21 protein-coding genes and 3 tRNA genes are annotated in these 25710 nt (G+C 59.9%); 5 read left to right on the top strand and 19 right to left on the bottom strand.

Annotation, left to right across the window (positions count from 1 at the left end; all coding sequences use genetic code 11):
- Positions 1–235: 235 nt before the first annotated feature.
- Positions 236–1084, top strand: a complete 849-nt coding sequence (gene panC, locus HS961_RS00340) for a pantoate--beta-alanine ligase (RefSeq protein WP_182325854.1) — start codon at positions 236–238, stop codon at positions 1082–1084.
- A gap of 423 nt (positions 1085–1507) precedes the next feature.
- Positions 1508–3508, top strand: a complete 2001-nt coding sequence (locus tag HS961_RS00345; RefSeq protein ID WP_182325855.1) for a DUF5979 domain-containing protein — start codon at positions 1508–1510, stop codon at positions 3506–3508.
- A 107-nt stretch (positions 3509–3615) separates the two neighbouring features.
- Here HS961_RS00345 and HS961_RS00350 read toward each other — a convergent pair whose 3' ends face one another.
- From HS961_RS00350 to HS961_RS00360, 3 genes are all read right to left on the bottom strand, one after another.
- Positions 3616–3960, bottom strand: coding sequence for a hypothetical protein (locus tag HS961_RS00350; RefSeq protein WP_182325856.1), 345 nt, complete (start codon positions 3958–3960; stop codon positions 3616–3618).
- 127 nt (positions 3961–4087) lie between these two features.
- A complete protein-coding gene (locus HS961_RS00355) occupies positions 4088–4564 on the bottom strand; it encodes a DNA-directed RNA polymerase subunit alpha C-terminal domain-containing protein (RefSeq protein WP_182325857.1) in 477 nt (158 codons plus the stop codon).
- 157 nt (positions 4565–4721) lie between these two features.
- Entirely contained in the window at positions 4722–5012 is a 291-nt protein-coding gene (locus tag HS961_RS00360) for a hypothetical protein (RefSeq protein WP_182325858.1), read from the bottom strand.
- Positions 5013–5148: 136 nt separating this feature from the next.
- On the opposite strand from HS961_RS00360, the gene HS961_RS00365 reads away from it, so the two are divergent.
- The 3 genes from HS961_RS00365 to HS961_RS00375 all read left to right on the top strand — a co-directional run bounded on the left by HS961_RS00365 (position 5149) and on the right by HS961_RS00375 (position 6590).
- Positions 5149–5508 carry a helix-turn-helix domain-containing protein gene (locus HS961_RS00365; RefSeq protein ID WP_182325859.1) on the top strand — a complete coding sequence of 120 codons (360 nt, stop codon included), beginning with the start codon at positions 5149–5151 and terminating at the stop codon, positions 5506–5508.
- Between the two features lie 233 nt (positions 5509–5741).
- Positions 5742–6098, top strand: coding sequence for a helix-turn-helix domain-containing protein (locus HS961_RS00370; protein ID WP_182325860.1), 357 nt, complete (start codon positions 5742–5744; stop codon positions 6096–6098).
- A gap of 24 nt (positions 6099–6122) precedes the next feature.
- Positions 6123–6590: an NUDIX hydrolase gene (locus HS961_RS00375; protein WP_182325861.1), complete on the top strand. Its 468-nt coding sequence runs from the start codon at positions 6123–6125 to the stop codon at positions 6588–6590.
- A gap of 75 nt (positions 6591–6665) precedes the next feature.
- Here the strand turns inward: HS961_RS00375 and HS961_RS00380 are convergent.
- The 16 genes from HS961_RS00380 to tuf form a co-directional block, all read right to left on the bottom strand.
- A tRNA-Phe gene (locus HS961_RS00380) sits at positions 6666–6741 on the bottom strand.
- Between the two features lie 129 nt (positions 6742–6870).
- Positions 6871–6946, bottom strand: a tRNA-Phe gene (locus HS961_RS00385).
- Between the two features lie 52 nt (positions 6947–6998).
- Positions 6999–7694: a response regulator gene (locus HS961_RS00390; RefSeq protein ID WP_182325862.1), complete on the bottom strand. Its 696-nt coding sequence runs from the start codon at positions 7692–7694 to the stop codon at positions 6999–7001.
- Between the two features lie 39 nt (positions 7695–7733).
- The gene (locus tag HS961_RS00395; RefSeq protein WP_202883133.1) at positions 7734–10001 is read right to left on the bottom strand and encodes an ATP-binding protein; all 2268 of its coding nucleotides are present in this window, start codon (positions 9999–10001) and stop codon (positions 7734–7736) included.
- Positions 10002–10021: 20 nt separating this feature from the next.
- Entirely contained in the window at positions 10022–10618 is a 597-nt protein-coding gene (locus tag HS961_RS00400) for a DUF4390 domain-containing protein (RefSeq protein WP_182325863.1), read from the bottom strand.
- A 10-nt stretch (positions 10619–10628) separates the two neighbouring features.
- On the bottom strand, positions 10629–12032 hold the full coding sequence (gene rsmB / locus HS961_RS00405; RefSeq protein WP_182325864.1) for a 16S rRNA (cytosine(967)-C(5))-methyltransferase RsmB: 1404 nt from the start codon (positions 12030–12032) through the stop codon (positions 10629–10631).
- A 276-nt stretch (positions 12033–12308) separates the two neighbouring features.
- Positions 12309–16535 carry a DNA-directed RNA polymerase subunit beta' gene (rpoC, locus tag HS961_RS00410; protein WP_182325865.1) on the bottom strand — a complete coding sequence of 1409 codons (4227 nt, stop codon included), beginning with the start codon at positions 16533–16535 and terminating at the stop codon, positions 12309–12311.
- 19 nt (positions 16536–16554) lie between these two features.
- On the bottom strand, positions 16555–20667 hold the full coding sequence (rpoB, locus tag HS961_RS00415) for a DNA-directed RNA polymerase subunit beta (RefSeq protein WP_182325866.1): 4113 nt from the start codon (positions 20665–20667) through the stop codon (positions 16555–16557).
- A gap of 271 nt (positions 20668–20938) precedes the next feature.
- Entirely contained in the window at positions 20939–21310 is a 372-nt protein-coding gene (gene rplL, locus HS961_RS00420; protein ID WP_182325867.1) for a 50S ribosomal protein L7/L12, read from the bottom strand.
- A 37-nt stretch (positions 21311–21347) separates the two neighbouring features.
- Positions 21348–21878, bottom strand: coding sequence for a 50S ribosomal protein L10 (gene rplJ, locus HS961_RS00425; RefSeq protein ID WP_182325868.1), 531 nt, complete (start codon positions 21876–21878; stop codon positions 21348–21350).
- A gap of 242 nt (positions 21879–22120) precedes the next feature.
- Complete coding sequence (rplA, locus tag HS961_RS00430; protein ID WP_182325869.1) at positions 22121–22816, bottom strand: 50S ribosomal protein L1; 696 nt, start codon at positions 22814–22816, stop codon at positions 22121–22123.
- Position 22817: 1 nt separating this feature from the next.
- Complete coding sequence (gene rplK / locus HS961_RS00435) at positions 22818–23249, bottom strand: 50S ribosomal protein L11 (protein WP_182325870.1); 432 nt, start codon at positions 23247–23249, stop codon at positions 22818–22820.
- A gap of 102 nt (positions 23250–23351) precedes the next feature.
- Positions 23352–23945 carry a transcription termination/antitermination protein NusG gene (gene nusG, locus HS961_RS00440; protein WP_182325871.1) on the bottom strand — a complete coding sequence of 198 codons (594 nt, stop codon included), beginning with the start codon at positions 23943–23945 and terminating at the stop codon, positions 23352–23354.
- Positions 23945–24328, bottom strand: coding sequence for a preprotein translocase subunit SecE (gene secE / locus HS961_RS00445; protein WP_182325872.1), 384 nt, complete (start codon positions 24326–24328; stop codon positions 23945–23947). The genes nusG and secE overlap by 1 nt, the downstream gene beginning before the upstream one ends.
- 84 nt (positions 24329–24412) lie before the next feature.
- Positions 24413–24488 (bottom strand) — tRNA-Trp (locus HS961_RS00450).
- A 12-nt stretch (positions 24489–24500) separates the two neighbouring features.
- Positions 24501–25691, bottom strand: a complete 1191-nt coding sequence (tuf, locus tag HS961_RS00455) for an elongation factor Tu (RefSeq protein WP_182325873.1) — start codon at positions 25689–25691, stop codon at positions 24501–24503.
- Positions 25692–25710 lie beyond the last annotated feature (19 nt).

Below are 25710 nucleotides of genomic sequence, written 5' to 3' on the forward strand. Positions count from 1 at the left end.
GTGCAAACCGCAGGCAGCAAAAAGGGAAAAGCCTCTGCACCCTTGCGGGTGCAGAGGCCGAAATTCGACGGGCCCGAAGGCCACCATGGCTGGCCCCTGCGCAGAAGGAGCGCCAGCGCCTGGAAAATTATAGGCCAAGCGCTTGTTCCCTGTGGCCAGACGGCTGCTGCTATGCTCTGCGCTCGCTGCGCCAGGCGCCCGCCGCTCTGCAGCCCACCGGACCCGATTGCCCGCCATGCAAATCACCCACACCATCGCAGAACTTCGACAAGCCCTGGCCCAGCGCGGCCGGCCCGCCTTTGTGCCCACCATGGGCAACCTGCACGCCGGCCATATCTCGCTGCTGCACGAGGCCAAGCGCCATGGCGCAGTGACGGTGGCCAGCATCTTCGTCAACCGCCTGCAGTTCTTGCCTACCGAGGACTTTGACAGCTACCCGCGCACCTGGGACAACGACTGCGCTCAACTGCGGGCGGCTGGCTGCGACATCCTGTTTGCGCCGCGCGAGAAAGACCTCTACCCCGAGCCCCAGCTGTTCAAAGTGCAGCCCGACCCGGCGCTGGCCGACATTCTGGAAGGCGAGTTCCGCCCCGGCTTTTTCACCGGTGTCTGCACCGTGGTGATGAAGCTGTTCAGTTGCGTGTTTGCCAGCACCGGCGGCGGTGCCGCTATCTTTGGCTGGAAGGACTACCAGCAGCTGATGGTGATCCAACGCATGGTGGCGCAGTTTGCGCTGCCCATCGAGATCATCGGCGTGCCCACCGCCCGCGCCGACGACGGCCTGGCGCTCAGCTCGCGCAATGGCTACCTGAGCGCGGCAGAGCGCCAGCAGGCCATGGCCTTGTCGCAGGCGCTGCAGGCCCTGGCCGCCGCCGCCCGCAGCGCACCGGGCAGCCTGGCCGACCTAGAAGCAACAGCCATGCAAGCCCTGCGCGCCCAAGGCTGGGAGCCCGACTACCTGAGCGTGCGCCAGCGCCACAACCTACTGCCGCCCGCCATGGGCGAGCTGGCCCTCGCGCCCCTGGTGGTGCTGGGTGCGGCACGGCTGGGGAGCACGCGGCTGATTGATAACCTGGAGTTTTGACGCGGCGCCTGCGCCCGGGCACCGCTACCTTTGCGGATGGAGGCGCCGGCTACAACCCATGAAGCCCTGCAGCCTTGCCGTTGCGACTTCGTGCCATTTCGCTTCTTTTTCGATAGCGTTCATGGCCTCTTTTGAGTGCCTTTGAGCGGCTTGCCTTCTGCTGACAATTGTTTGCCACGGCCGCTAGGTTACAGCCGAAAAACATACGCATGTATCCATCTATAGACGGTACATTTTTATCCGAATAGTCAATGCATAGCGGGGTCTGAATGCCCAGACTCCGCGAGGCTCGCGTACCCGCATAGGGTTTTGCACGCCTAGACTATGATGCATATTGATACAAATAGACGCTGTTGGTTACTCAGTCATCTTCCATGAGGTGATGTTGGTCGCCATGGCATAGCAGATTCCAAGGGAAGAGAAATGACCCATCCAATGCGCTTTTTCAGGCTGCTGCTGGCAGCCTTTTTACTGTGTGCGGGGGCGCAGCATGCCTTTGCACAGAAAGTTTTGCTGCTGACCACTAACGTCGAAGCTCCCAATGCAGAGCAGGACGATGCCATCCGTGCTTACAACAATTTGCAGAGCGAATTCTCTTCCCAACTGGCTAACCCGGGCGATCTCACACGGAGGTCCTTTTTGGGCAATGCCAATGCCATCTCAGCGACTACCTTTAGCGATGCGCCCGGCCCCTATGACATCGTGATTGTTGCCGGTACCTACCGTGCCATCCATGACAGCAACTGGACTGTTCTGCAAAATGCAGTCGCCAACCGCTGGGCCAATTCCATCGTGTTTTTTGTCGATGGATGCTGCGAAGGGCAGAACACGGGCAACGCCCGAAAGATGGTTGCAGCCTTGAATGCAGGCACCTTGTCCACGTTTTCACTTGGCAGCACGGTCAATAGCTTTGGCTCTTTTCCATTGAACACGAACTCGCCCTACGCACCCTCGTTCACGGGCCTGAATCCTCTGCAAGGTGGCTACATCACCTATATCGACAATGTGCCCGCCAACAACGCGCTGTATGTGTCAGGTGCCTTGCCGGCAGCAGGCGTGACCCCCACCAACAATGTCTATGGCCTGCTGATTCCCACCGTGCAATCCAACGCGGGTCGAGGGGCTTGCGTGTTCGCCGTGGTGGATATCTCCATTTTTGACGGCAACCCCTGGACCAGCAACCAAGGCAAGATCGCGCCCGCCTTCCTCAACGCTGCCACCTCCGAAACCGGCGCCTGCGGCCTGCCCAAAGTCAGCAAGCGCTTTGACAAGACCGACCTCTACCTGGGCGGCAGCGACAACACCACGCTGCTGACCATAACGCTGTCCAACAGTACCCCCCAGGCCATCAACAATGTCAACCTGACCGACAACCTGCCCGCGCCTTTGCTGGTGGCTGCCGGTACGGTCGGCAACACCTGCACCGCTGGCACGCTCAATGCCGATGCAGGCGCCAACGCCATCAGCTACACCGGTTTCACGATTCCTGGCGACGGTTGCACCCTCACCGTGCCCGTGCAATGGCCCAATAGCGCCGCAGGCCGCCAGGCCTGCATCGACACCCCGTCAGTGACCAATACCATCACGCCGGGCACCGACTTTGTCTCGCCCACCGGCCAGGTCAACACCCCTGCCACCGCATCGCTCGCTTGCCATGCCGCACAGCTGGGCATTGCCAAACAAGTGGTCTGGCCTGCCAATGTCACGCCAGTGGATCTGACGGGCTCAAACTTCCCGGTGTCGGTGGTCTGCACCGGCAGCGATGGCGTAGTCTCGCCCGCCATCGACACCAGCATCACGCTGGATACCGCCACCACCGGCAGCGTCTCGATCACGCCAGTGATCTCCAGCGGCAGCTGCGTGGTGACCGAAGGCACCCGCCCCGCGCCCCCAGCCAACCATATCTGGGTGGAAGACCCGGCGCCGAGCGTCTCCGTCACGATGTCTGCGCCGCCGACAGCCAACAGCGCGCAACTGGTCAACACCCTCGCACGCGCCAACACCGATATCACGATCAGCAAGACGGTGGCAGGCGGCCCGGCTGCGGGCATCAGCGGCAGCTTTAGCTTTAGCGCCAACTGCGGCGTGGATGGCAGCTTCAACACCACGGTGGCCTTGAACGGCAGCAATGCCGGTGCGATGGCAATCATGAATGTGCCCCAGGGCGCCAGCTGTACAGTGAGCGAGGATCCCGCCATGCCAGCGGCCCCCGCAGGCTACGCCTGGAGCGCCACCCTGCCTGCGCCGGTCAGCTTGGTCACCGCGGCCAATGGCAACACCGCGAGCTTCACCAACACCCTGGTGCGCACGGCCCCCGCGGTACCTGCGGCGGTGCCCATGCTGGATAGCGTCAAGCTGCTGTGGATGGCTGCGGCCGTGGCGCTGCTGGGCATGCTGCTGCTGCGACGCACGCAGCGCGGCTAAGGTGAGAAGGTCCCGAGGGACCCTCTGCAAAACCCTCTGCCGTGGTCTGAACGCGGGCTCGGGCGATCGGCGTCCATCCCGCTTGGCGAGGGTTTTGCCGAGGATCCCTAACGGATCTTCACGTTGCCAGGCGGTTCGTAGCGCTGGCCAGGAAAGAACACCCGCTCGATCTCGCGCAGCGAGCCTTCGCCGAGAGAGCGGATTTTCAGCAGCGCATGCGGGTAGGCTTGGCGCAGTTGCTCGGGTGTGGTGATATCGCCGCGCGCCAGTGCGCGGACGATGGCCACCGGCAGCGATCCATTGAGGCAGGAGCCCGATACAAAAGGCAGGGTCGGCATGGCATGCGTCGGGATATAGGCCTGGCCGGGCATAAAAGCGCGTTCAATCTTGCGCAAGCGAAGCAGGCCAATGCCTTTGATGGCCAGCAGGCCCAGTGGATAGGCCTTGCGCACGGCCTCTGCTGAATCGATCCCGTTTTTCAGCAGAATGCGAATGACTTGGACAGGCAGCTTCCCATCCAAGGATGTGGGCGGGGATGAAGCTGAACCATTTGCCATATTGATGACATCATAATCATCTTTACTTAATAGTATTTCTGATTGTTTTCCTGGACTTCATAGGCTCGAAGCGTTGTCCGTCAAAGAAAGTGGCTTCCACCTCACGCAGTGCCTTGATGCCAAAGCCTGTGATCTCCACCAGGCGCCTCGGGTAGGCGGCCACCAGCTGCTGCACGGTTTTGATGCCATGTCGCCGCAGCGTGATCAATACCCGCCGAGACACTAGGCCTTCCAGCGACGTGCCATCCAGGTCATCCGTTTCAATCAGTGCAGGTACAGGCACTTCGTAGCGCCGCCCCGGAAAAAGCAGTTCCTCGATCTGCCGAAACCTGACGGGCCCGAGGTAGTGGATTTTCAGCAGTTTGGCTGGATACAGCGCATCGACTTGGGCCAGCGTTGTGATGTCGTGTCTGGCCAGCAGTTTCCACAGGTCGGGCGGCAGCAGGTCCTGGAGTGGCTTGTCGGGCCGTACAAACGGAGGGGATGGGGATGTCGTCATCTGTAACCATCGTATCTCCTAGGGCTTGCAAAATATTACATGCGAGGCTGAGATTAGATTTGTTGACATGTCTCATATACAGTCCCTAATACCAGCAGCTTTTTGCGTATATGCCCTCCTTGAGCGCCCAGTGCCTGCCTTGTAAAAAGCTATGGCCTCATGCCTTTGACCGGCCCGGCTGCGCGTCATGACGCTGGGCCACCTTGGCCATGTACAGCGTCCCCAGAACGCACAGGCTCAGCGCCGGCCAGCCCACGACGAACAGGCCCAGGAGCCCCTCTACAAAAAACAGCAAACACAGCCCTATCTGCACGGCACCAAACCGGCGGCGCGCCGGGCCTCTGGCTGCGACGGACCCGGGCGTGGCGCTGTTCGGGCCAGCGCCCTCTTTCGGGGCTGGCTCTTCCCGGGCTGGGTCCATTTGTTCAGGTTGCTGGGCATGCTGCATGGCAGGGGTTCCTTTCGTTCGGTGGCGTTGCCCTCGTCTTCAGATATAGCGAAATTACACTGGATTCCACAAATTGAATTCTGGCTCATTCCACTCCAACACACAACCATATCTGTTGGATTTCAACTAGACAGATATGATCAATAAGAAGCCTGCCGACAAGCCCTTGGCCCAGCTGTTGGGACAGCGCATTGCCGAGTTGCGCAAGTCGCGCCAGTGGACGCAGGCGCAATTGGCAGAGCGGCTGCAGGTAGAGCCTGAGACCATCAGCCGTTTTGAACGCGGCGCCTCCGTCCCCTCGCTGCATACGCTGGAAAGCCTCGCTGCCATCCTGCGCGTCAGCATCGGCGACCTGCTCGCCCAAAGCTCCACCGCTCCGGATGACCAGGCCATGCGGATCAGTGCATGGCTGTCGGAGCTGGAGCCGGCGGACCGTGCTTTTGTCACCGGCATCGTGCAGCAGCTTTGTGAGCGGCTGAGATCGCCTAGTGGGTGAACAACGCTGTTTTCCGTCATCGAAATCGCGGCATCCTCGCATCGCAAAGCAGACAAAAACCGTAGTTCAACAAGGGAACGCAGCTTCCATTGACCCCACCGGACTGTGCCATCAACGCGCCTGTTTGTTGTCACGTATTTCGTGACGACAGCATTTGAAGAAATCGCGAAACTCGTGCCCTGCCCCCTTCTCTGCTTGTGCTTGAAGCTGAGGCAGATGGGAGTTGAACGAATATGGCGAAAAAGAGAGAGTACATCACCAAGCGAGTTGGAAATCGCATTGCGGAGCTCAGACAATCGCGCAACTGGTCGCAAGCAGAATTGGCATTCCGCCTGCAGGTCGAGCCCGAAACCATTGACCACCTCGAATGCGGAACATCAACGCCTTCGCTGCAAACGCTAGAGAGCCTCGCGACAGCACTGCAAGTACGCATCAGCGACTTGGTCATCGAACACGCAGCCATTCCCGATCAGCAAGCCATGCAGATCAGGGCATGGCTTGCTGAGTTGGATCCAGCCGACCACGCGATTGTGACCGGCGTCATACAGCAACTGTGTGAGCGCATGCGCGCACGCGGCGGCCACCACTAACAACCTACATTTATAGAAGCAAGCATGACTGCAGCAACCCCATGGCGCCCACCCCAGCACATCCAAGTAAAAGCCATCGGCCTGCACTGGCGCGACGGCCAATTGCTGGCGGCCGAGGTCTTCGATGACGCAGGCCATTTGGTCGGCGTGCGCCCCCTGGGCGGTGGCCTGGAGTTTGGCGAGCGCTGGCAGGAGGCACTGCAGCGCGAGTTCCAGGAGGAGCTGGGCGTAGCGGTGGAAGTCCAGGGTCCGCCCATCGTGATGGAGAACATCTACACGCACCAAGGCAGCGCGGGCCATGAGGTGCTGTTCATCGCCGAAGTCGTTTTTGATGCAGCGCGCTTCGCGCACCAGGACCAGATCCGCTTCCGCGAAAACAATGGAGCGCTCTGCACGGCACGCTGGTTTGATCTGGCTGCGCTGGATAAGCCAGGCAGCCCAGCACTCTACCCGGCGGGACTGAAGCAAGCGCTGCGCAAGCCGGTCGCTTGAGCGGCATTCGCGGCCCCAAGCGACAGCCCCAGACGCAAAAAAGCCCATCACGGAGGATGGGCTTCAGAATGCGTTTGGTGGCCTGGCGCGGAATCGAACCACGGACACGCGGATTTTCAATCCGCTGCTCTACCAACTGAGCTACCGGGCCAACACAAGCTAGCATTATAGCCCGCCAGCGAGCCTGGTTTGGAAAATTGGGGAAATAGATGCGCAGGGCACACAGGCCAGATACAAGAAAGCCTCTGCACCAGATCTGATGCAGAGGCTTGTTGTTTTGTGGTGGCCTGGCGCGGAATCGAACCACGGACACGCGGATTTTCAATCCGCTGCTCTACCAACTGAGCTACCGGGCCCACGAGTGGAATTATAGCCCGAAAAAAAGGGGGCTTTTTCAAAAAACTGAAATCAGTTCTTTTTATTGCGCGTGAGATCCACACCCAGCTGGCGCAGCTTGCGGTACAGGTGGGTGCGTTCCAGGCCGGTCTTCTCGGCGACGCGGGTCATCGAGCCGCCTTCGCGCGCGAGGTGGAACTCAAAGTAGGCTTTCTCGAAACCGTCGCGTGCTTCGCGCAGTGGGCGGTCCAGGTCAAAGCCTTGGTGTGCATTGGGCGCAGCATCGGCTGCCGCGGCAGCAATGGCCACACTGGCAACCACCGGGGCGCTGTAGCCCGTGGGGGTGAAGGTGGGAACCACCTTGCCCGGCGCCGCCACTGGCGCTGCAGCGGCGGGCGCTGGCACGTTGCGCTGCAAGCCCTGCTCCACTGCCTTGAGCAGCTTTTGCATGGTGATGGGCTTCTCCAAAAAAGAGAACGCGCCAATGCGCGTCGCTTCCACTGCGGTATCGATGGTGGCGTGGCCACTCATCATGATCACCGGCATGGTGAGCAGGCCGGTCATCGACCACTCTTTGAGCAGCGACACGCCATCGGTGTCCGGCATCCAGATGTCGAGCAACACCAGGTCGTAGCCGCTTTCGTTGCGGGCCAAGCGCGCCTGGGTGGCGTTCTCTGCAACGTCCACGCTGTGGCCCTCATCGTTCAGGATCTCCGACAGGAGATCCCGAATTCCCAATTCGTCATCGACAACCAGAATATTTGCCATATTTTTTGAAAATCCAGTGCAGCAGGTGTGAGAGCTATTTTAAATCGCCAACTCTTTTTCGATAGCGAATGATAACGACACTTGAGCACCCAAGATTTTTTCCCCCTCGACTCGATTAGAGATTTCTACGCGAGCGCCATGCTCGTCCGCTATTTTCTTGACAACGGCCAAGCCCAAGCCGGTACCCCTGGGCTTGGTCGTCACGTAGGGCTCGAATGCCTTTTGTAATATATGTTCTGGAAAACCGCAACCGCAGTCAGCAATTGTCAACCGTACCCGCTTGCTGTTGCCTCCAAACCGGGTGGAGATCCGCACCGCCGGTGCGGAGGTCTCCTTGTCCACCCAGGCCTGTTGGGTTGCATCCTGTGCATTTTGCAGCAAGTTATGGATGACCTGCCGCAATTGTTGCGCATCGCCCATGATACGTGGGGCTGCGCTATCTAGCTCAGCCTCTACCGGTACCACTGCATTTTCCGCGCCATAAAGATGGAGCACGTCCATCACCAAGGCATTGAGGTCCACCGCATGCAGCTCGGCCGCCGGCAAACGCGCGTAGTCGCGGAACTCGTTGACGAGGCGCTTCATCGCATCGACCTGGTCCACGATGGTGGTGACTGATTTCTTCAGGATGGCCTGGTCCTGGCCTTCGAGCTTGTTTGCCAGCTTCATCTCCAGCCGCTCGGCCGACAACTGGATCGGCGTGAGCGGGTTCTTGATCTCATGCGCCAGACGCCGAGCCACCTCGCCCCAGGCCTGGGCGCGCTGGGCCGAGACAATTTCGGAGATGTCATCGAACACCAGCAGGCGGCGGTTGTCGGGCAAGGTCGCGCCCCGAGCGACCAGATTGATGCTGTTCTGGTTGGGCAGTTGGTTGTTGCCATGCAGCTCATAGGGCTGCTGCCAGTGGTCGAGGTAGTGCTCGTCGGTCACATCGTGCAGGCGGGAAAACTGCTGGTCCACCTCTTGGGCAAAGGCCTGCAGGCCGGGCAGATCACGCAGCGCGCGGCCCTCGTAAGCAGCCAGCGGTGCACGCAGGATGCGGGTGGCGCCGGGGTTGCTGGAGTGGATGATGCCGTCGGCATCGAGCACGATGACGCCCGCGGTCAGGTTATCGAGAATGGTCTGCAGGCTCTGGCGCGCCTCGTCGGTCTGGCGCATGCCGCGCTCCACCGCACGGCGGGCATCCAGCAGCTGCTGGGTCATTTCGGCGAAGGAGCGGGTCAGGCCGCTCAGCTCGTCCTTGCTCGGCAGCACCGGTTTGGGCCGCAGATTGCCCGATGCGACCTCGCGCACGCCTTCGGCCAGCACCAAAAGCGGGCGCACCAGCTGGTTGCCCAGCAGCGCTGCCAGCACCACGGCGCCAAACACGGCCAGGAACAGGCTCAGGGTCAGGGTGCCGATGTACATGCGCCGCAGGCCATCCCGCGCCAGCGCGCGCTCCTGGTATTCGCGGTTGGCCTCTTGCACCTTGAGCGCATTGATCACCAGCGCGGCGGGCAGCGACATGGTGGCCTGCAAAAAGCGGCCATCGGGGATCACGCCCACGTCGCCATTGGCCACCTGCACCAAGGTTTTGACGCGCACCTTGGACGGGTCGCCGGTGATGGCACCGTTGATATCAGCCACCTCTTCGAGACCATCAATCTGAAACGCCCGCTGCTGCTGGGTGGCATTGCGCAGCAAGGTGGCCGAGGGCTTCTCGGGGTTCAGTACAAAACGGGACAGGCCCGTGCTGGCGATGGCCTGGGAGCTGGCCGACCACAGCACCACATCGTCTGCGCCGAGCTGGTCCTTGATGCGCTCCAGCACCAGGCCGGATGCGGCGTCGGATATCTGGGACAGCTGGCTGCTGGCGGTGCGGGTGCGCTCGGCCATGGCGTTGGAGGTGGTATCGAGCGTGATGCGTGCGAGGTTGACGCCGGCGTCGAGTGCGCCTTCGACCTTCACATCGAACCAGCTCTCGATGGAACGCGAGACGAACTGGTAGGACACAAAATAGATCACCACGCCGGGCAACACGCCTACCAGCGCAAAGGTGGCCGCCAACTTGAGCAGCAGCTTGCTTCCAAAGCGCCGCGCCATCAGGCGCCGCACCAGGATGACCACACCCCAGAGCACCACCAGGCTCAGCACGCAGGCCACGCCGATGTTGACACCCAGCAGCACGCCGTAATAGCGCTCGTACAGCACCCGGTTGTTGGTGGCGAAAGACAGCAAGAAGAGCAAGACCAGGCCAATGCCGATCATCGTCGACAGGCCCACGATCACCGACCAGCGCGCGCGGCTGGGCCGGTAGGCCACGCGCATGGACGATGTCTTTTCTATTTTCACTGCGCGCTGGCCTCCGGCAGTGGCAACTGGCTTCTGATCTGCAGGTTCAGGCCCTCGTTGTTAAAAGGAGTGAACTGAAAGATGCGGGGCAGCTGGCTGCTGTCGAGCCGGAAATTGAACTTGACCAGGTAGTCCACATCGTTGAAGAGTTCATCGGCGCTGGCGATCTTCCAGTTGCGCACACGCTTGACGACCAGCATCACCTCGTCGAGGCTGTCAAAGCTCTGGCCCAGCGAGGTGACGGCGCCGGCATCGGTGAGCGGCATGCTGGAGACATGCAGGCGCCAGCGCCGCGTCAAGGGCTGGTAGCTCACACGCAGATAGCGTGCGGTCTTCTTGGCGGTCTTGTCGCGCCAGTACCAGCGCTCCGAGATGATCTGGGCCTCTTGCACAAAATACAGCGCCACGCCTTTGTTGAGCGCATCCTCGATCTGGTCGGGCAAGGCAAATTGCAGTGCCACGGTGGCGAAGGCACCGTCGGCATTGCGTACCAGCTGCAGCTCGACTTTCTTCTCGGTATCCGACGCCATGGCCGGTGCCGCTGCGGCAAAGCACAGCACCAGCGCAAGGAGGAAATGGTGGATCAATCGCATACGGACGGGCTCAACGAAGCGGCTTGTGCAGCAGCGCGTAGTAGAAACCGTCATGGTCCCGCGCCAGGCTGCCCAGGCTATTGTGACCGGCCTCGCGCAACTGTGGCAACAAATGCCCTGGCGCCGGCAGGCGTTGGGCATCCGGGTGGCGGCTCAGGAACTGCGCCACCTGGCCCTCGCCCTCTTCATGGAAAACCGAGCAGGTGCAGTACAGCAGCCGGCCGCCGGGCACCACCAGGGGCCATAGCGCTTCGAGCAGCTCGCGTTGTATGGCGGCGAGCTGGGCGATGTCGGTAGCGCGGCGCAGCCAGCGCACATCGGGCTGGCGGCGCACGATGCCGGAGGCCGAACAGGGCGCATCCAACAAAATTGCATCAAATTGCTGCACACCGTGGCGCGCTTGCACCGCTGGCAGCCAAGTTGCCACGTCGCTGCCGCTGGCCACCACCACATCGGCCTGCAGCGACAGGCGCGCCAAGGTGTCGCCAATGCGTTCGGCGCGCTGGGCATCGATTTCCAGCGCCACCACGTCGATGGGCAAGCTGTCGGTTGCGCATTCCAGCAGATGCGCGGTCTTGCCACCGGGCGCGGCACAGGCATCGAGCACATGCAGCGGGCGGCCATCCTGCGGCGCCAGGCCATCCAGCAGCAGCGGCGCCGCCATTTGCGCCGCGCTGTCTTGCACCGATACCCAGCCTTGCGCAAACTGCGGCAGCTGGTCAACCGGCACGCCGCGCGTCAGCACCAAACCCGCATCGCCCACGCCGACCACGGCCTCAATGCCTGCCTCATCGAGCAGGGCCTGGTAGTCCGCACGGCTGCAGCGCTGCAGGTTCACGCGCAGCGCCATCGGCGCCTGGGCATTGTTGGCGGCCACAATGGCCTGCCAATCTTGTGGATAGTCTTTTTGCAAGCGGCCCAGCCACCACTGTGGATGGTTGTACTGCGCCACCGACTCTTGGGCCACGGCGCGCAGCAGGTCATCGCGCTCGCGCAAAAAGCTGCGCAGGCAGCCGTTGATAAAGGCTGATTGCGACTTGGTGGCCGAGCGCTTCTTGGCCGCATCCACCGCCTGGTTGACCACGGTGAAGCCGTCGTAGCGCGGCACCTCGGGCAGCAGCAGCGCAAGCGATGTGCACAGCAGCGCATCAACTGCGCTGCCGGGCTTGCGCGGTGCCAGCTCAGCACGCAGCGCCTCGGCCGTGCCCAGCACGCGCAGCACATCCATCAACAAGGCCTGCACGCCGGCACGCAGTGCCGGATCTACACCGCCCAGCACGGCGCGAGCCGATTGGCCTTGGCGCACATCCTGCAACGCGCGGGCTACCGCAAGCAGTTGTGCGGACAGGCTGGGGCCTTGGTTGGGCGCCGGGGCGGCGCGGGAGGGTTGTCGTGGACGGGAAGAGGGGTTCATGCCAAAGGAGTGCAAAGGCCTGGATGCCGTTGCGGATCAAAAGGAATACTAATCGATATGCCCTGAAAGGACGCTCTGCAAAGCACCCAGCCCTGCGCCGAGCGCGGGCGAGATGTTTTGCAAAGAGCCATCAAGGGAATGGGAATGGACTGGCGGCCCGACTTCCAGACATTAAAAAACCCGTAATTCCGCGGCGCGAAATTACGGGTTTTCAAGAACGCTTTGACGATCTACGCCCCAAACCTGGCCGGTTCGTACCGGCCAGAGATTGGCGGTTTAGTCAGCAGCGGGGTCCGCAGCGCTGTCCGCAGAGGCCACTTCTTCCGAAGCACCGGCCAGGTCCGCAGCTTCGGAATCGGCGATGGCGCGGCGCTCGGCCTCGTCCATCTCGTCCTTGGCCTTGCGTGCCTGGTGGTAAGCCATACCGGTGCCGGCAGGGATCAGACGGCCCACGATGACGTTTTCCTTCAAGCCACGCAGCTCGTCGCGCTTGCCCATGATGGCAGCCTCGGTCAGCACGCGGGTCGTTTCCTGGAAGGAAGCGGCCGAGATGAAGGAGTCGGTCGACAGCGAAGCCTTGGTGATACCCAGCAACACGTTGGAGTAGACCGCAGGGATCTTGCCATCGCGTTGAGCCGCTTCGTTGGTGTTGAGCACCTCGGAGCGCTCGACCTGCTCACCCTTGATGTAGGTGGTATCGCCTTGGGCTTCGATGACCACGCGACGCAGCATCTGGCGAACGATCACCTCGATGTGCTTGTCGTTGATCTTCACGCCTTGCAAGCGGTACACGTCCTGCACTTCGTCAACGATGTAGCGCGAGAGCTCTTCGATACCCAGCAGGCGCAGGATGTCCTGCGGATCGGCCGGGCCGTCGACGATCAGCTCGCCCTTGTTAACCACTTGGCCTTCGTGCACCAGGATGTTGCGTTCCTTCGGAACCAGCTCTTCCCAGACCTTGCCTTCCAGATCGGTGATCTGCAGACGCACCTTACCCTTGGTTTCCTTACCGTAGGACACGGTACCGGTCATCTCGGCCAGCGCACCCTTGTCCTTTGGCGTACGGGCTTCGAACAGCTCGGCCACACGTGGCAGACCACCGGTAATGTCGCGGGTCTTCTGGCCTTCCATCGGGATACGGGCCAGCACTTCGCCGGGGCCCACTTCCTGGCCATCGCGCACTTGCAGCAGCGCGCCGACCTGGAAGCCGATCGTCACGGCGTGGTCGGTACCAGGAATCTTCACTTCCTGGCCCTGGGCATCCGCCAGCTTGACCTGTGGACGCACCACCTTGGCCGAGCCACGGTGCTTCGGATCGATCACCACCAGGGTGGACAGACCGGTCACTTCGTCGACCTGCTTGGCCACCGTCAGACCTTCTTCCACATTCTCGAACTTCACCTGGCCGGCGTATTCGGTAATGATTGGGCGGGTCAGCGGATCCCAGTTGGCCAACACGGTACCAGCCTTGATCTGTTGATCAGGCTTGATCGACAAGATGGCGCCGTAAGGCATCTTGTGACGCTCACGCTCGCGGCCGTACTCGTCCTGGATGACGATCTCGCCGGAGCGGGAAATCACCACCAGTTCGCCCTTGTTGTTGGTCACATAGCGCATCTGTGGGTTGAAGCCCACGATACCGTTGGACTTGGCTTCCACGCTGGAGGCCACAGCCGCACGCGATGCCGCACCACCGATGTGGAACGTACGCATGGTCAGCTGCGTGCCAGGCTCACCGATGGACTGTGCAGCGATCACACCGACGGCTTCGCCGAGGTTGATCATGCCGCCACGGCCCAAATCGCGGCCGTAGCAAGTGGCGCACAGACCGAAGCGGGTTTCGCAGGTCAGTGCCGTACGCACCTTCACTTCGTCCACACCAGCCAGTTCCAGCTCTTCGATCAGGTCTTCGTCCAGCAGATCGCCGGCCTTGGCCAGAACGGCACGGTTCTCGGGGTGCAGCACTTCGTCCGCAGCGGTACGGCCGAGGATACGGTCGCGCAGCGATTCGATCACTTCACCACCTTCAACCACAGCGCGCATCAAGGTGCCGTTGTGCGTGCCGCAGTCGAGCTCGGTGATCACCAAGTCTTGCGTCACGTCCACCAGACGACGCGTCAGGTAGCCGGAGTTAGCCGTCTTCAATGCCGTATCCGCCAGACCCTTACGAGCACCGTGGGTGGAGATGAAGTACTGCAACACGTTGAGGCCTTCGCGGAAGTTCGCGGTAATAGGCGTCTCAATGATCGAGCCATCAGGCTTGGCCATCAGACCACGCATACCCGCCAGCTGGCGAATCTGTGCGGCCGAGCCACGGGCGCCGGAGTCGGCCATCATGTAAATCGCGTTGAACGATTCCTGATCGACTTCCTTGCCATGGCGGTCAATGACCTTTTCCTTGGCCAGCTGGGCCATCATGACCTTGGAGACTTCGTCACCGGCCTTGCCCCAGATGTCCACCACCTTGTTGTAGCGCTCACCAGCGGTCACCAGACCGGAGACGTACTGCTGCTCGATTTCCTTCACTTCGGATTCGGAGCGGGCAATGATCTCGGCCTTTTGCGGTGGCACCAGCATGTCGCCAATGGCGATCGAGATACCGGAGCGGGTTGCCAGACGGAAGCCGTTTTGCAGCAGCTTGTCAGCGAACACCACGGTTTCCTTCAAGCCACACTTGCGGAACGAGATGTTGATCAGCTTGGAGATTTCCTTCTTCTTCAACGTCTTGTTGATCGAAGAGAAAGGCATACCCTTGGGCAGGATCTCGGACAGCAGCGCACGGCCCACGGTGGTTTCCACCAACTGGGTCGAAGGCTCGAAGTCACCCGAGGTCTTGTTCTTGTTCCACTCGGTCAGACGCACGCTGATCTTGGTGGCGCGTTCAACTTCCTCGGCATCCAGTGCGCGTTGCACTTCGCCGATGTCGGAGAACACCATGCCCTCGCCCTTGCCGTTGATCTTCTCGCGGGTGGCCTGGTACAAGCCCAGGACCACGTCTTGAGAAGGAACGATCGACGGTTCGCCCGATGCGGGGAACAGCACGTTGTTGGAGGCGAGCATCAAGGTGCGCGCTTCCATCTGTGCTTCCACCGACAGCGGTACGTGGACAGCCATCTGGTCACCGTCAAAGTCGGCGTTGAATGCCGCGCAGACGAGTGGGTGCAGTTGCAGGGCCTTGCCTTCAATCAGGATAGGCTCGAACGCCTGGATACCCAGACGGTGCAGCGTAGGTGCGCGGTTGAGCATGATCGGATGCTCGCGGATCACCTCTTCCAGGATGTCCCAGACCACGGGGGTGCCGGTTTCGACTTCCTTCTTGGCGGCCTTGATGGTCGTGGCAATGCCACGCGCTTCGAGCTGCGCGAAGATGAAAGGCTTGAACAGCTCCAGCGCCATCAGCTTGGGCAGACCGCACTGGTGCAACTTGAGCGTTGGGCCCACGGTAATCACGGAACGACCGGAGTAGTCCACGCGCTTGCCCAGCAAGTTCTGGCGGAAACGACCGCTCTTGCCCTTGATCATGTCGGCGAGCGACTTCAGAGCGCGCTTGTTCGCGCCGGTCATGGCCTTACCACGGCGGCCGTTGTCCAGCAGCGAATCGACCGCTTCTTGCAGCATGCGCTTTTCATTGCGGGCAATGATCTCTGGAGCCTTCAGCTCCAGCAGGCGGCGCAGACGCGAGTTACGGTTGATGACGCGGCGGTACAGGTCGTTCAGGTCGGAGGTCGCAAAGCGGCCACCGTCCAGCGGCACCAGCGGACGCAGATCAGGAGGCAGCACAGGCAGCACTTCCATCACCATCCAGCCGGGCTTGATGCCGGACTTCTTGAACGCTTCCAAGAGCTTGAGGCGCTTGGCGTTCTTCTTGACCTTGACTTCGGAGCCGGTCAGATCGTTGCGCAGGCGCTCGATTTCCGACTCGATCTCGATGCCTTCGAGCAGGTCCTTGATGCCTTCGGCGCCCATCTTGGCCACGAATTCATCACCGTACTCGTCGACATTCTTGTCGTATTCGTCTTCGGACATGATGCTGAATTTCTTCAGCGGGGTCATGCCGGGATCGGTCACCACATAGGCTTCGAAGTACAGCACGCGCTCGATGTCGCGCAGGGTCATGTCCAGCACCAGGCCCAGGCGCGATGGCAGGGACTTCAGGAACCAGATGTGCGCGCAAGGCGCAGCCAGGTCGATGTGACCCATGCGCTCACGACGCACCTTGGTCTGCGTGACTTCAACGCCGCACTTCTCGCAGATAACACCGCGGTGCTTCAAGCGCTTGTACTTGCCGCACAGGCATTCGTAGTCCTTGATCGGGCCAAAGATCTTGGCGCAGAACAGACCATCGCGCTCGGGCTTGAAGGTACGGTAGTTGATGGTCTCGGGCTTCTTCACCTCGCCGAAAGACCACGAACGGATCTTTTCGGGCGAAGCCAGGCCGATTTTGATGGCATCGAAATGCTCATCAGGCGTGAATTGTTTGAACAGGTCGAGTAGCGATTTCATAGACTCTTTCCCCCTTCAATTAAGAACGTTCCAGTTCGATGTCCAGGCCCAGGGAACGGATTTCCTTGACCAGCACATTGAACGACTCCGGCATGCCGGCTTCGATAGCGTGTTCACCCTTGACGATGGATTCGTACACCTTGGTACGGCCCACCACGTCATCGGACTTCACGGTCAGCATTTCCTGCAGCACATAAGCGGCGCCATAGGCTTCCAGCGCCCACACTTCCATCTCACCAAAACGCTGACCACCGAACTGGGCCTTACCGCCCAGAGGTTGTTGCGTCACCAGCGAGTAAGGACCGGTGGAGCGAGCGTGCATCTTGTCGTCGACCAAGTGGTGCAGCTTGAGGTAGTGCATGTAGCCGATGGTGGTGGGGCGCTCGAAGCGATCACCGGTGCGGCCGTCATACAGATACGCTTGCGTGCGTGGCTCGGTCAGACCCTTGCGTGCCTGGATGTCATCCGGGTACGCCAGCTTGAGCATGTCCTGAATTTCCTGCTCGGAAGCACCGTCGAACACGGGCGTTGCGAATGGCACGCCGTTCTTCAGGTTCTCCGCCATGAACATGACCTGGTCATCGGACAGTTGCTTGAGGTCTTCCTTGCGACCACGGCTGTTGTACACCTCTTCCAGGAAGGAGCGCACTTCAGAGGCACGGGCTTCTGCTTGCAGCATGTCGCCGATGCGCTGGCCCAGACCCTTGCCGGCCCAGCCCAGGTGGACTTCCAGCACCTGACCGATGTTCATGCGCGAAGGCACGCCCAGCGGGTTCAGCACGATGTCGGCGGTGGTGCCATCCGCCATGAAAGGCATGTCTTCCACCGGCACGATCTTGGAGACCACACCCTTGTTACCGTGGCGGCCGGCCATCTTGTCACCAGGCTGCAGGCGGCGCTTGACGGCCAGGTAGACCTTGACCATCTTGAGCACGCCAGCGGGCAGCTCGTCGCCTTGGGTCAACTTCTTGCGCTTTTCTTCAAAAGCCAGGTCGAAGTTGTGGCGTTGCTGCTCGATGGAGTTCTTGATGGACTCCAGCTGTGCTGCGACATCGTCTTCTGCAGGGCGGATATCGAACCAGTGGAATTTCTCCACGCCGTCCAGATAGGCCTTGTCGATCTTGGTGCCCTTGGCCAGCTTTTGCGGGCCGCCGTTGGCCACGCGGCCGTTGAGCAGCTTGGCGATACGGTCGAAAGCGTCGGCTTCAACAATACGCAGCTGGTCGTTCAGGTCCAGACGGAAGCGCTTGAGTTCATCGTCGATGATCTGCTGGGCACGCTTGTCGCGCGTGATGCCTTCACGGGTGAAGACCTGCACGTCGATCACGGTACCTTGCGAGCCCTGGTCCACGCGCAGCGAGGTGTCCTTCACGTCGGACGCCTTCTCACCGAAGATGGCGCGCAGCAACTTCTCTTCTGGGGTCAAGGTGGTCTCGCCCTTTGGCGTGACCTTGCCCACCAGCACATCGCCGGGTTGCACTTCTGCACCCACGTAGATGATGCCGGACTCGTCCAGACGGTTGAGCTGTTGCTCAGACAGGTTCGGGATGTCGCGCGTGATTTCCTCGGCACCCAGCTTGGTGTCACGGGCCATCACCACCAGTTCCTCGATGTGGATCGAGGTGTAGCGGTCTTCCGCGACCACGCGTTCGGAGATCAGGATCGAGTCTTCGAAGTTGTAGCCGTTCCAGGTCATGAAGGCGATCAGCATGTTCTGACCAATGGCGATTTCGCCCAGGTCGGTCGATGCACCGTCCGCAATCACATCACCCTTGGCCAGCTTGTCGCCACGGCTGACGACAGGACGCTGGTGGATGTTGGTGTTCTGGTTGGAACGCTGGTACTTGATGAGGTTGTAGATGTCCACACCCACTTCACCGGCCACGGCTTCTTCGTCGTTCACGCGGATCACGATACGGGTCGCATCCACGTAATCCACGATACCGCCACGGGTCGCGGTCACCACGGTGCCCGAGTCGACCGCAGCAACGCGCTCGATACCGGTACCGACCATGGGCTTTTCAGGGCGCAACACAGGCACGGCCTGGCGCGACATGTTGGCACCCATCAATGCGCGGTTCGCGTCATCGTGTTCGAGGAACGGAATCAGCGAAGCAGCCACCGACACGATCTGTGCGGGCGACACGTCCATGTACTGCACGCGCTCGGCGGACAGCAGGGTCGATTCACCGTTTTCACGGGCAGAGACCAGGTCACCGGTCAGACGGCCTTCAGCGTCGAGCTCGGCATTGGCCTGCGCGATCACGTACTTGCCTTCTTCGATGGCCGAGAGGTAGTCCATCTGGTCGGTCACCTTGCCGTCGATCACGCGACGGTAAGGGGTTTCGATGAAACCGTACTCGTTCAGGCGTGCGTACAGAGCCAGCGAGTTGATCAGACCAATGTTTGGACCTTCAGGCGTTTCAATCGGGCAGACGCGGCCGTAGTGGGTGACGTGAACGTCACGCACTTCAAAGCCTGCGCGTTCGCGGGTCAGACCACCTGGACCCAGAGCGGAAACACGGCGCTTGTGCGTGATTTCAGCCAGCGGGTTGGTCTGGTCCATGAACTGTGACAGCTGCGACGCGCCGAAGAATTCCTTCAGTGCCGCCGAGATCGGCTTGCTGTTGATCAGGTCGTGCGGCATCAGCGGCTCTTGCTCAGCCTGGCCCAGACGCTCCTTCACAGCCTTTTCGATACGTGCCAGACCGGTGCGGTACTGGTTTTCGGCCAGCTCGCCCACGCAACGCACGCGGCGGTTACCCAAGTGGTCGATGTCATCGACTTCACCCTTGCCGTTGCGCAGATCCACCAGGATCTTTACGACTTCGAGGATGTCTTCGTTGGACAGCACCATGGGGCCCACAGCAGAGTCGCGGCCAATCTTGGCATTGAACTTCATGCGGCCGACGCGCGACAGATCGTAGGTGTCTTCGTTGTAGAACAAACGCTGGAACAGCGCCTGCACTGCATCTTCGGTTGGCGGCTCGCCGGGACGCATCATGCGGTAGATGGCCACGCGTGCAGCGAACTCGTCCGCGGTTTCATCGGTGCGCAGGGTCTGCGAGATGTAGGCGCCGTGGCTCAGCTCGTTCGTGTAGATGCAAGCCAGATCCTGGATACCGGCCGAGCGCAGCTTCTTGAGCAGCGCTTCGGTCATTTCCTCGTTGGCCTTGGCGATGATTTCACCGGTGTCAGGGTCAACGATGTTCTTGGCAGCGACGCGGCCGAGCAGAAAGTCTTCAGGCACGCTGATGAACTTGGTGCCCGATTGTTCCATTTCGCGGGTGTGGCGCGCGGTGATGCGCTTGTCCTTGGCCACGACCACCTTGCCCGACTTGTCGGTGATGTCAAAGCGTGCGACTTCACCCTTGAGACGGTCAGCCACAAATTCCATTTGTGCGCCGCTGTCCATCAGGCGGAAGTTGTCGTTCTCGTAGAACGTTGCCAGGATCGACTCAGGCGTCATGCCGATGGCCTTCAGCAGGATCGACACCGGCATCTTGCGGCGGCGGTCCACACGGAAGAACAGCAGGTCCTTGGGGTCGAACTCGAAGTCCAGCCAGGAGCCGCGGTAAGGGATGATGCGTGCCGAGAACAGCAGCTTGCCCGAGCTGTGGGTCTTGCCCTTGTCGTGTTCAAAGAACACGCCAGGCGAGCGGTGCAGCTGCGAGACGATCACACGCTCGGTGCCATTGACAATGAATGAACCTTTGTCCGTCATCAGGGGCACTTCGCCCATGTAGACTTCCTGCTCTTTCACTTCCTTGACCACCTTGGATTGGGGCGTGGAGGATTCGCGGTCATAGATGATCAACTGCACCTTGGCGCGCACAGCGGACGAGAAGGTCAGACCACGGGTCTGGCATTCGCGCACGTCGAAAGCGGGCCTGGCGAGGTTGTACTCGACAAACTTCATCTCGACAAAACCATTGTGCGAGACGATAGGGAAAGCAGAGTTGAAGGCGGCTTGCAAGCCCTCATCAGTACGCTTTTTAGGGGCCGAGTCTGCTTGCAAAAATGCGGTGTAAGCATCTTTTTGCATTTGCAGCAGGTAAGGCACTTCGAGCACGCTATCGCGGCTGCCGAAACTTTTGCGGATTCGCTTGCGTTCGGTGTAAGAATAGGCCATGAGATCTCCGGGCAAAGACATGAGTCCTGGGTCTTCGACGACACCCCCGCGAGGGGGTTGCAGCTTGGTGGGTTGGCCACTACCAACCATGGCAGACGGTGGTGCATTGCACACCACCCGAACCAAGGGGTTTTCTAGTGTCGGATGTTAGAAAACACTAAAAATCAGCCATCAACCGGCCAGTTTTTGGTGTGCTCTAGCGCACGCGATTCCAGAAGCGCCAAAGGCTGGAGCACCTTTTCGGGTACTCCAGCCTTGGCGAAACGCTCAATTACTTGAGTTCAGCCTTACCGCCAGCGTCAACCAGCTTCTTCACAGCGGCTTCAGCGTCGGCCTTAGGCATGGCTTCCTTCAGCACCTTAGGGGCGCCGTCAACCATGTCCTTGGCTTCCTTCAGACCCAGGCCGGTGATTTCACGCACGGCCTTGATCACGCCAACCTTGTTAGCGCCGGCTTCCAGCAGCACCAGGTTGAACTCGGTCTTTTCTTCCACAGCAGCAGCACCGCCGCCACCAGCAGCAGGAGCGGCCATAGCAGCAGCGCTCACGCCAAACTTCTCTTCAATTGCCTTGACCAGGTCGTTCAGTTCCAGAACAGTCATGCTGTCCAGGGAGGTCAAGAATGCGTCTTTATCGAATGCCATTTTGATTTCCTAAATATATTGGTTGGTTTTGCCGCAATTAAGCTGCAGCAACTTCGGCGACTTCGGCGACTACTTCCGCGCCTTCGCCCTTTTTGGCCGCCAGAGCGCCCAGCACAACGGCCGTACGCGAGATTGGCGACATGAGCAAGCCACACAATTGGGCCAGCAGCACTTCCTTGGAAGGCACACTTGCCAGTTGCTTAACGCTGTTAGCGTCCAACGCTTTTCCTTCGAATGCACCACCGCGAATCACCAACTTGTCGTTGGTCTTCGCGAAATCGGCCACTACCTTGGCAGCGGCGATTGCATCTTCAGAGAAACCGTAGATCAGCGGGCCGGTCATTTGGTCAGCCACCACTTCGAAGCTGGTACCAGCAACAGCGCGACGAGCCAGGGTGTTCTTCAGAACACTCAGCGTCACACCTTGCTTGCGCGCTTCCACGCGCAGCTTCGTCATGTCAGCGACCGTAATGCCGCGGTATTCCGCCAACACAAGCGTTTGAGCTTTTGCGGCGAGGCTGGTCACTTCAACGATGACCGCTTCTTTCTCACTGCGATTCAGACTCAAGGTCTACTCCTTCAAATGCGCATTAGGGGCAAGCCCCACCTGCGCGCTCTTGTTGCAGCGACCAACTGTTTCGGAAATTCATCCATCTGCAGCGGGATCGCCATCTGCGTTGGCAAAAAATTTAAGTGATCCAACATCACACCAACGGTCTTGGATGGCCTGGCATAGCGTCTTTTTCAAAACCCCTGGCCAGCCCACCACACCAGACGGGTGCAAGCACCCATCTGACGATTTTTTAGCAATTACGCTGCGATGGTCTGTGCATCGACGCGAACGCCGATACCCATCGTCGACGACACCGCCACCTTGCGCAGGTACATACCCTTGCTGGTAGCTGGCTTGGCCTTGTTCAGTGCATCGATCAGAGCAGCCAAGTTGCCTTGCAGCTTGTCGTTGTCGAACGAGCGACGGCCGATGGTCGAATGCACAATACCGGCCTTGTCGACGCGGAACTGCACTTGACCTGCCTTGGCGTTCTTCACAGCCGTAGCAACATCGGGGGTCACGGTGCCAACCTTGGGGTTAGGCATCAGGCCACGTGGGCCCAGGATCTGACCCAGGGTACCCACAACGCGCATGGCGTCAGGGGCAGCGATCACGATGTCGAAAGGCATGTCACCAGCCTTGACCATGGCGGCCAGGTCGTCCATACCGACGATGTCGGCACCAGCGGCCTTGGCTTCTTCAGCCTTGGCGCCTTGTGCGAACACAGCCACGCGGGTGGTCTTGCCGGTGCCGTTAGGCAGCACGACAGCGCCACGAACCACTTGGTCCGACTTCTTGGCATCCACGCCCAGCTGAATAGCCACGTCGATGGATTCATCAAACTTGGCCGTTGCGGCGTCCTTGACGAGTGCAACTGCTTCGGCGAATGCGTACAGCTTGGTGGCTTCCACCTTGCCTTGCTGGGCCTTTTGCTTTTTGGTCAACTTTGCCATCTTAGAGGCCCTCCACCGTAACGCCCATGGAACGGGCAGAACCAGCCAACGTGCGCACTGCGGCGTCGATGTCAGCAGCGTTCATGTCCTTCAGCTTGGTCTTTGCGATCTCTTCCAGCTGAGCGCGGGTGATCTTGCCAACCTTGGTAGCCAGAGGATTTGCCGAACCCTTGTCGAGCTTGATCGCCTTCTTGATCAGCACCGTTGCGGGTGGCGTCTTGATGATGAACGTGAAGCTCTTGTCCGCAAAAGCGGTGATGACCACGGGCAGTGGCAGACCTGGCTCAACACCTTGGGTCTGGGCGTTGAACGCCTTGCAGAATTCCATGATGTTAAGACCACGTTGACCCAGTGCTGGACCAATGGGTGGCGATGGATTGGCTTTACCAGCTGGTACTTGCAGCTTGATGAAGCCGACAATTTTCTTTGCCATTTATAGCTCCTTACGGGTAAAAACGCCCACACTGCAAAGTGCGGGCTCCCCGAGGGTTAAGACTCTGTTTAGGCACCGAGTCCGTAAGTGCATGAAAAACAATCAGGTTTTTTCAACCTGCGCAAATTCCAGCTCAACCGGAGTGGAACGGCCAAAGATCATAACAGAAACGCGAAGTCGACTCTTTTCGTAGTTTACTTCCTCGACGGATCCGTTGAAGTCCGTAAACGGACCTTCCTTGACGCGGATGAACTCGCCCACCATGAATTCGACCTTGTGGCGTGGCTTTTCCGAGCCCTCTTCCATCTGCAGCACGATCTTCTGAACTTCGGCTTCGGAGATGGGCGCGGGACGGTTCTTGGCACCGCCGACAAAACCGGTCACCTTGCTGGTGTGCTTGACCAAGTGCCAGGTGTCGTCATCCATCACCATCTCGACGAAGACATAACCGGGGAACAGGCGGCGCTCGGTGGTCTTCTTCTGACCATTGCGCACTTCCACCACTTCTTCGGTAGGCACCAGGATGCGACCGAACTTGCTTTGCATGTCCGAGCGGTGGATGCGCTCCAGAATATTGCGCTCAACGGCCTTTTCCATACCGGAATAGGCATGAACGATGTACCAGCGCAGATCGGGATTAGCAACAGTTGTAGGCGCCTCAGCGCCTGTGTTGGTGGTTTCGTCCGTGTTCGACATTACTTCCTCCAGCCCAGAACCAGGTCATACAAGACCCACTCCAGCGTTTTATCAGTCATCCACAAGAACAAAGACATGACGACGACAAACGCGAACACGTAGGCCGTCATCTGCAGCGTCTCTTTGCGCGAAGGCCAGACCACCTTCTTGACTTCACGCCAGGAATCCTTGGCAAAACCAACAAATTGCTTGCCTGGTTCAGACACCAGAAAAACGGTGACAGCCGCAATCAGCCCAACAATCAGCACGGCCCACTGGGCGATCGCACCTTGTTTGGACAACAGGTAAAAGCCGGCGATACCGGCGATGACCAATGCAGCTACGGCGAACAGCTTGAGCTTGTCCGCACCAGAACTAACAGTTTCAACTTGTGTAGCAGCCATGTCGACAATCAGATGAATGAGGCGTCACGTAAGACGCCGAAGCCCGCCTTGTAATCGGGCGGGCTTGGTTGACCACTTATTCAGTGGCAGGGGCAGTAGGAATCGAACCTACAACCTTCGGTTTTGGAGACCGACGCTCTGCCAATTGAGCTATACCCCTACGAATCAATACTTAAGCAATGATCTTGGCAACCACGCCAGCGCCCACGGTACGGCCGCCTTCGCGAATAGCGAAACGCAGACCTTCTTCCATAGCGATGGGGTTGATCAGCTTGACGGTGATCGACACGTTATCGCCAGGCATAACCATTTCCTTGTCAGCTGGCAGCTCGATGGCGCCGGTCACGTCCGTGGTACGGAAGTAGAACTGAGGACGGTAGTTGTTGAAGAAGGGGGTGTGGCGGCCGCCCTCGTCCTTGCTCAGCACATACACTTCAGCGGTGAAGTGGGTGTGTGGCTTGATCGAGTTAGGCTTGCACAGCACTTGGCCACGCTCAACATCTTCACGCTTGGTGCCGCGCAGCAGCAGGCCAACGTTGTCACCAGCTTGACCTTGGTCCAGCAGCTTGCGGAACATTTCCACGCCGGTCACGATGGTCTTGACGGTGTCTTTGATACCGACGATTTCGATTTCTTCGCCGACCTTGATGATACCGCGCTCGATACGGCCGGTCACCACGGTGCCACGACCGGAGATGGAGAACACGTCTTCCACGGGCATCAGGAAAGCACCGTCCACAGCGCGCTCAGGCGTTGGGATGTAGGTGTCCAGAGCTTCAGCCAGACGCAGGATAGCGGGTTCACCCTTTTCGGATTGGTCGCCTTCCAGAGCCAGCTTAGCCGAGCCGCGGATGATAGGGGTGTCGTCACCTGGGAAATCGTACTTGTCCAGCAGTTCGCGGACTTCCATTTCCACCAGCTCCAGCAGCTCTTCGTCATCGACCATGTCGCACTTGTTCAGGAACACGATGATGTAAGGCACGCCCACCTGGCGAGCCAGCAGGATGTGTTCGCGGGTCTGGGGCATGGGGCCGTCAGCGGCCGAGCACACCAGCACAGCGCCGTCCATCTGGGCAGCGCCGGTGATCATGTTCTTCACATAGTCAGCGTGACCTGGGCAGTCCACGTGAGCGTAGTGGCGGTTAGCCGTTTCGTACTCAACGTGGGCGGTATTGATGGTAATACCGCGGGCCTTTTCTTCAGGAGCAGCGTCGATTTGGTCGTAAGCCTTGGCTTCGCCACCAAACTTCTTGGACAGCACGGTTGCAATAGCAGCCGTCAGCGTGGTCTTACCGTGGTCGACGTGACCGATGGTGCCTACGTTGACGTGCGGCTTGGTGCGCTCGAATTTTCCTTTTGCCATTCTTGACTCCGAAAAAACC

It is taken from the genome of Comamonas piscis, assembly GCF_014109725.1.
GTDB lineage: Bacteria > Pseudomonadota > Gammaproteobacteria > Burkholderiales > Burkholderiaceae_C > Comamonas > Comamonas piscis.

Excerpts from the sequence above, each read along its gene's own strand:
- HS961_RS00370 (WP_182325860.1), top strand. The coding sequence starts at position 5,742 with ATGGCGAAAAAGAGAGAGTACATCACCAAGCGAGTTGGAAATCGCATT.
- rplL (WP_182325867.1), bottom strand. The coding sequence starts at position 21,310 with ATGGCATTCGATAAAGACGCATTCTTGACCTCCCTGGACAGCATGACT.
- HS961_RS00345 (WP_182325855.1), top strand. The coding sequence starts at position 1,508 with ATGACCCATCCAATGCGCTTTTTCAGGCTGCTGCTGGCAGCCTTTTTA.
- rplK (WP_182325870.1), bottom strand. The coding sequence starts at position 23,249 with ATGGCAAAGAAAATTGTCGGCTTCATCAAGCTGCAAGTACCAGCTGGT.
- HS961_RS00395 (WP_202883133.1), bottom strand. The coding sequence starts at position 10,001 with ATGCGCGTGGCCTACCGGCCCAGCCGCGCGCGCTGGTCGGTGATCGTG.
- HS961_RS00400 (WP_182325863.1), bottom strand. The coding sequence starts at position 10,618 with ATGCGATTGATCCACCATTTCCTCCTTGCGCTGGTGCTGTGCTTTGCC.
- HS961_RS00355 (WP_182325857.1), bottom strand. The coding sequence starts at position 4,564 with ATGACGACATCCCCATCCCCTCCGTTTGTACGGCCCGACAAGCCACTC.
- HS961_RS00375 (WP_182325861.1), top strand. The coding sequence starts at position 6,123 with ATGACTGCAGCAACCCCATGGCGCCCACCCCAGCACATCCAAGTAAAA.
- tuf (WP_182325873.1), bottom strand. The coding sequence starts at position 25,691 with ATGGCAAAAGGAAAATTCGAGCGCACCAAGCCGCACGTCAACGTAGGC.
- rpoC (WP_182325865.1), bottom strand. The coding sequence starts at position 16,535 with ATGAAATCGCTACTCGACCTGTTCAAACAATTCACGCCTGATGAGCAT.
- rplA (WP_182325869.1), bottom strand. The coding sequence starts at position 22,816 with ATGGCAAAGTTGACCAAAAAGCAAAAGGCCCAGCAAGGCAAGGTGGAA.
- HS961_RS00365 (WP_182325859.1), top strand. The coding sequence starts at position 5,149 with ATGATCAATAAGAAGCCTGCCGACAAGCCCTTGGCCCAGCTGTTGGGA.
- rsmB (WP_182325864.1), bottom strand. The coding sequence starts at position 12,032 with ATGAACCCCTCTTCCCGTCCACGACAACCCTCCCGCGCCGCCCCGGCG.
- nusG (WP_182325871.1), bottom strand. The coding sequence starts at position 23,945 with ATGTCGAACACGGACGAAACCACCAACACAGGCGCTGAGGCGCCTACA.
- rpoB (WP_182325866.1), bottom strand. The coding sequence starts at position 20,667 with ATGGCCTATTCTTACACCGAACGCAAGCGAATCCGCAAAAGTTTCGGC.
- HS961_RS00360 (WP_182325858.1), bottom strand. The coding sequence starts at position 5,012 with ATGCAGCATGCCCAGCAACCTGAACAAATGGACCCAGCCCGGGAAGAG.
- panC (WP_182325854.1), top strand. The coding sequence starts at position 236 with ATGCAAATCACCCACACCATCGCAGAACTTCGACAAGCCCTGGCCCAG.
- HS961_RS00390 (WP_182325862.1), bottom strand. The coding sequence starts at position 7,694 with ATGGCAAATATTCTGGTTGTCGATGACGAATTGGGAATTCGGGATCTC.
- secE (WP_182325872.1), bottom strand. The coding sequence starts at position 24,328 with ATGGCTGCTACACAAGTTGAAACTGTTAGTTCTGGTGCGGACAAGCTC.